This window comes from Alterotamlana spongicola (assembly GCF_035818475.1).
GTDB lineage: Bacteria > Bacteroidota > Bacteroidia > Flavobacteriales > Flavobacteriaceae > Cognatitamlana.
This window is the reverse complement of the sequence record NZ_JAYMGV010000013.1, coordinates 1-3,825: the sequence shown is the minus strand read 5'-3', so window position 1 is coordinate 3,825 and position 3,825 is coordinate 1. Positions and strand designations below refer to the sequence as shown.

Annotated in this window: 7 protein-coding genes; 1 reads left to right on the top strand and 6 read right to left on the bottom strand. The window is 30.6% G+C overall.

Going from position 1 to position 3,825, the window contains the following annotated elements:
* Positions 1-257 precede the first annotated feature (257 nt).
* From VOI54_RS17965 to VOI54_RS17945, 5 genes are all read right to left on the bottom strand, one after another.
* On the bottom strand, positions 258-872 hold the full coding sequence (locus tag VOI54_RS17965; RefSeq protein WP_326284726.1) for an FEKKY domain-containing protein: 615 nt from the start codon (positions 870-872) through the stop codon (positions 258-260).
* 163 nt (positions 873-1,035) lie between these two features.
* Complete coding sequence (locus VOI54_RS17960) at positions 1,036-1,290, bottom strand: hypothetical protein (RefSeq protein WP_326284724.1); 255 nt, start codon at positions 1,288-1,290, stop codon at positions 1,036-1,038.
* Positions 1,283-1,660 (bottom strand): hypothetical protein, encoded by a 378-nt coding sequence (locus tag VOI54_RS17955; RefSeq protein WP_326284722.1) that lies wholly within the window; start codon positions 1,658-1,660, stop codon positions 1,283-1,285. The genes VOI54_RS17960 and VOI54_RS17955 overlap by 8 nt, the downstream gene beginning before the upstream one ends.
* Before the next feature lie 162 nt (positions 1,661-1,822).
* The gene (locus VOI54_RS17950; RefSeq protein ID WP_326284721.1) at positions 1,823-2,404 is read right to left on the bottom strand and encodes an O-methyltransferase; all 582 of its coding nucleotides are present in this window, start codon (positions 2,402-2,404) and stop codon (positions 1,823-1,825) included.
* Positions 2,405-2,585: 181 nt separating this feature from the next.
* Positions 2,586-2,810, bottom strand: a complete 225-nt coding sequence (locus VOI54_RS17945; protein ID WP_326284719.1) for a helix-turn-helix domain-containing protein — start codon at positions 2,808-2,810, stop codon at positions 2,586-2,588.
* A 98-nt stretch (positions 2,811-2,908) separates the two neighbouring features.
* Here VOI54_RS17945 and VOI54_RS17940 point away from each other — a divergent pair, with 98 nt between their 5' ends.
* The gene (locus tag VOI54_RS17940; RefSeq protein WP_326284718.1) at positions 2,909-3,109 is read left to right on the top strand and encodes a hypothetical protein; all 201 of its coding nucleotides are present in this window, start codon (positions 2,909-2,911) and stop codon (positions 3,107-3,109) included.
* Positions 3,110-3,131: 22 nt separating this feature from the next.
* Here VOI54_RS17940 and VOI54_RS17935 read toward each other — a convergent pair whose 3' ends face one another.
* The gene (locus VOI54_RS17935) at positions 3,132-3,680 is read right to left on the bottom strand and encodes a hypothetical protein (RefSeq protein WP_326284716.1); all 549 of its coding nucleotides are present in this window, start codon (positions 3,678-3,680) and stop codon (positions 3,132-3,134) included.
* Positions 3,681-3,825: the final 145 nt, after the last annotated feature.

Genomic DNA, 3,825 nt, shown 5'->3' with positions numbered 1-3,825 from the left:
AATATTTAATTCTTTTTCCAATAAAATAATTCTCTTTTCTTGATTTGAACAGGAATAAAGTAAACAGACAATAACTAAGAATTTAAAAATGTTCTTCATTGGTTTTTCAGCTTGCAGGTAACGGTTACGTATAAGAATAGTGCGGGTTTGCGTCCGAGGATTTTCCGAAGGAAAATCAGAGTGACCAAATACGCGCTAACCTTTTGATTAAGGAATAAACTTACGCATTATTTTTATGCAATGTTGTACGCAGTTTTTTAATTTTTTAATAAATAGCAATTATCTTTTAGTTGGATGTTTTCTCCATCGTAAAAGTCGATTTCCGCTTTTAAATTCTCAATAAATTTAAGTTCGTCAATAGGACAGATTTTCATAAACTTACTTTTGATAATTAAATCTCCATATTTGTCATAAATCGAAATGATTGCGTTGTTTTTATGATTATGCATCCAATCAACGTTAAACCAGTTTCCACTTGCATCTTTTTCAATCCAAAATGCTGTTTTTGGAATATTAGTGAGTTTCATCAAAGAGTCAATTTCTTTTGTGTATTCAGATTCCCATCCGATTCCGTTTAGTTTATCCAAGTAATTGTCCATTTGGGAATTGTAAATTTCAATTCCGTTTTGTTCTGATTGATTTACTAAACAACCAAAATTCACAGCCTTAAATCCGTATTTTTTGCTAACTGTATTAATATCTGAAGATGTTAACATAGACTCTCCAATAAAAATAATTTGAGGATTATTTTTTGCAATATCAGACTTCGCAGTTAAATAGTTATAGCGACTAAAGAATCCAAAATTCCAAAGTGTAAATCCAATTCCGAGTAACAAGATTGTAATAAAAATCAGATTTTTCTTCTTTCTCATTCGGTTTCTCAAATTGCGTACAACGGTTTTGTATAAGAATAGTTGCGGATTTGCGTCCGAGGATTTTCCGTAGGAAAATCAGATGTAACAAACACGCAACTACCTTTGCTTTAACATTAAACCGCAATTATTTTTATACATTGTTGTAGCCAGTTTTTTATTCCTAATTCGTAATAAACCAAAGTGAGATACTAAAAATAATCCATATTAATGAGGTTGTTAGAAGAGTTTGGTAATATTTATTTTTTAATTTTTTATCACGTCCCATTCTAGAATAAAAATCTGCAATCATTTTAAAACTCGAATTTAAAAAAGGATACCTATATCCAAAGTTTTCCATTTGAAGCCTCATCCAATAAATAATTCCTCCGGCAGAAATAGCCGCTAACAACACCAAAATTATTAGGAAATCAATCATTATTGTATTGTTTTTTTATTTTTTCTACCCAACTTTTTTTATTTTCAATAATTTCAGGTGTTAATTCATTGATTTCGTTTTCTTCTATTTTTTCCAAGCAAGCTGAAAGTATTGTTTCAGTTCCACAAATTTCTAATATTTCATCTCGGTTAGGTTCTCCAAATTCTAATGAAATCATAGACGACCAAATTGCTACACGATATTGATGTTCAACGATAGATCCACAGAAACTTTGAAGTCCGATTTCCTGAATTATTTCTTTTCCGAGTTCGACTAGTTGTTTGTACTCTTTAAGTTCAGATTTTTCAAAGTCAAAAGGATGAATTCTAGAAAAATATAGGTTTTTACATCCAAATAGATAGTCAGTCATTTTGGTATTCATTGTTTTTCTCAAATTGGCTACAACGTTTAGGCTATAGGTAGTTGCTTAATGTTACTAAAATAGCAAAAAAGCACAAAGTGAGGAATATTCGGAGAATATTCCGATTGGCTCTTACGATACTCAAGCAATTACTTATAGCCATTGTTGTGCTTAGTATTTTTTTGTCGCTATTATTATTCCAGTTGACCAATTCATTTTAGTCAAATTAAAATCTTTTCGGTTTTCCAAATATTCAATTAATTTGTCCACATTTTCTTGGTGTCCATTAGGCCAATTAGGTTGAGCTAACATATCATCAATAATGTATAATCCACCAATTTTTAATAAATCAAGTATTTCATCGACTTCACTATATTTCCCAGGCCAAGCATCTGCAAAAATCAAGTCAAAAGTATCTCCTTTGTAATTTTTTATCCATTCAGTTCCGTCTGCGCATATTATATCAATTCGTTCATCTTTTCCAAAATAATATTGAGCTATCTCAATCAGTTTTGGGTCATTGTCCACACTAATTAATTTAGATTCATAGTCCATTCCGTCTATCATCCAAGATAGTGACAGCCCAATACCTGTTCCTAATTCTAATATGTTCGATTTTGGTTTAGATGTTATTAATGTTTTTAATAATGTTCCGATATAAAGGTCAGAAGGCATCGTGAATCCAATTTCATTAGATTTTTTTTCGATTTCTGGATGAATTTTTGGTTTGTCCAGAATATTTAAATCGTTCATATTTTTGTTTTTTATATGTCGTTGATGTTCTCGTGGTATTAAGCACAACGGTTGGTATAAGATTAGTTGCGTGCATAAGCACTAAAATAAGTAAATAAACACTGGCTGGAAAATTCCGCAGGAATTTTCCAAGTAAGCACTTGCCGAGCAATTAATTTTATACGTTGTTACCCAACGTTTTTTAATCAAATCCCTCACTGAAAAATTCTTCAAGGGTCATATCGAAAGCTCTGGCAATCTTGACTAGGCTCGTATATTGTAAATCAGTCCCAGTTTCATATCTACCATATTGGGCTCTATGAATTCCGTTGTCAAATGCAAAGTTCTCGTAACTACTATAACCCTTTTTGATTCTCAATGATTTTATCCGTTTGGCTAGCTTCTTAATTTCTTTTGGTTTATTCATTGAGTAAAGAAATCAAGTTCACTATTAATAAGTTACTACTAATTAGTAGTTATTTGAGAAAATTTTACTACATTTGAAAACAGTTATTTATAATCAAAATGTTAACTAAAGAAAAGCAAGAGCATTTATCTAAATTAATTGATAGCGGCTGTATCTCTACAGAGGAATTGACCAAATGTTTGGATATGGGAGTCGAAATGTTATTCTATATAGAAGAGGATACTTTTGATAGAAAAGAAATTCAAAATGTTGTTTTTGCTATTAGGAGAGTCATTCTTGCTTTAAGAAAAAAGAAATAAAGGTTATTATTTATGTTCTTTTTCACCCTTCTAAAAACCTTAAATCTAAATAGTTATTATTAGAATTTTCTGGGTCAACATATAATTCAGTTGTCTCTTTAATTGCAAAATGCATTTTCAGTTTTGTTGAGTCCATGTCTATGTTCAATTTGTATTTGATTAGTTCGTCTTTATAGGGAACTTCTAAGAGAATAACATTATGGTTTACATCAACATACTCATTTCGTTGTTGTGTTCCATGTCCAACTGAAACCTCTTGCCTATAGTTATTTGTTTGGATTTCTAAAAGGTCTAAGTTTATAGTGATTTTATCTCCACAAGAAATTAATTTTCTAATTTCTGAGGCTTCATCATCTTGAATTTGCTTTGATTTTAATTTATTTTTAATAGTCCAAATTATAAATGGCATTATTAAGATTAATCCAATTCCTATGAAGTAGAAATTTGTTTCACCAACATAGTTTCGTCTTGACCTTCCTCCAACTCCAGCGTAAATAATTAAAAAACCTAATAATGTCAATCCGATGAATATGTAGCTTCCAAAGTCGGATAATATTTTTTTAAAGTCCATTTCGCTAGTTTGTCAAATGTTGGGTAACGTTAATTGCAATAGGCGTTTTAATGCCTATTGCATGGTGTTATGTACTGTAGCTTTAACGGTTTTTTAAAGTTGCTCTGGCAAACAGGTCCTTATACGCATGCTTTGCAGATATTCT

Excerpts from the sequence above, each read along its gene's own strand:
- VOI54_RS17965 (WP_326284726.1), bottom strand. The coding sequence starts at position 872 with ATGAGAAAGAAGAAAAATCTGATTTTTATTACAATCTTGTTACTCGGA.
- VOI54_RS17960 (WP_326284724.1), bottom strand. The coding sequence starts at position 1,290 with ATGATTGATTTCCTAATAATTTTGGTGTTGTTAGCGGCTATTTCTGCC.
- VOI54_RS17955 (WP_326284722.1), bottom strand. The coding sequence starts at position 1,660 with ATGACTGACTATCTATTTGGATGTAAAAACCTATATTTTTCTAGAATT.
- VOI54_RS17950 (WP_326284721.1), bottom strand. The coding sequence starts at position 2,404 with ATGAACGATTTAAATATTCTGGACAAACCAAAAATTCATCCAGAAATC.
- VOI54_RS17945 (WP_326284719.1), bottom strand. The coding sequence starts at position 2,810 with ATGAATAAACCAAAAGAAATTAAGAAGCTAGCCAAACGGATAAAATCA.
- VOI54_RS17940 (WP_326284718.1), top strand. The coding sequence starts at position 2,909 with ATGTTAACTAAAGAAAAGCAAGAGCATTTATCTAAATTAATTGATAGC.
- VOI54_RS17935 (WP_326284716.1), bottom strand. The coding sequence starts at position 3,680 with ATGGACTTTAAAAAAATATTATCCGACTTTGGAAGCTACATATTCATC.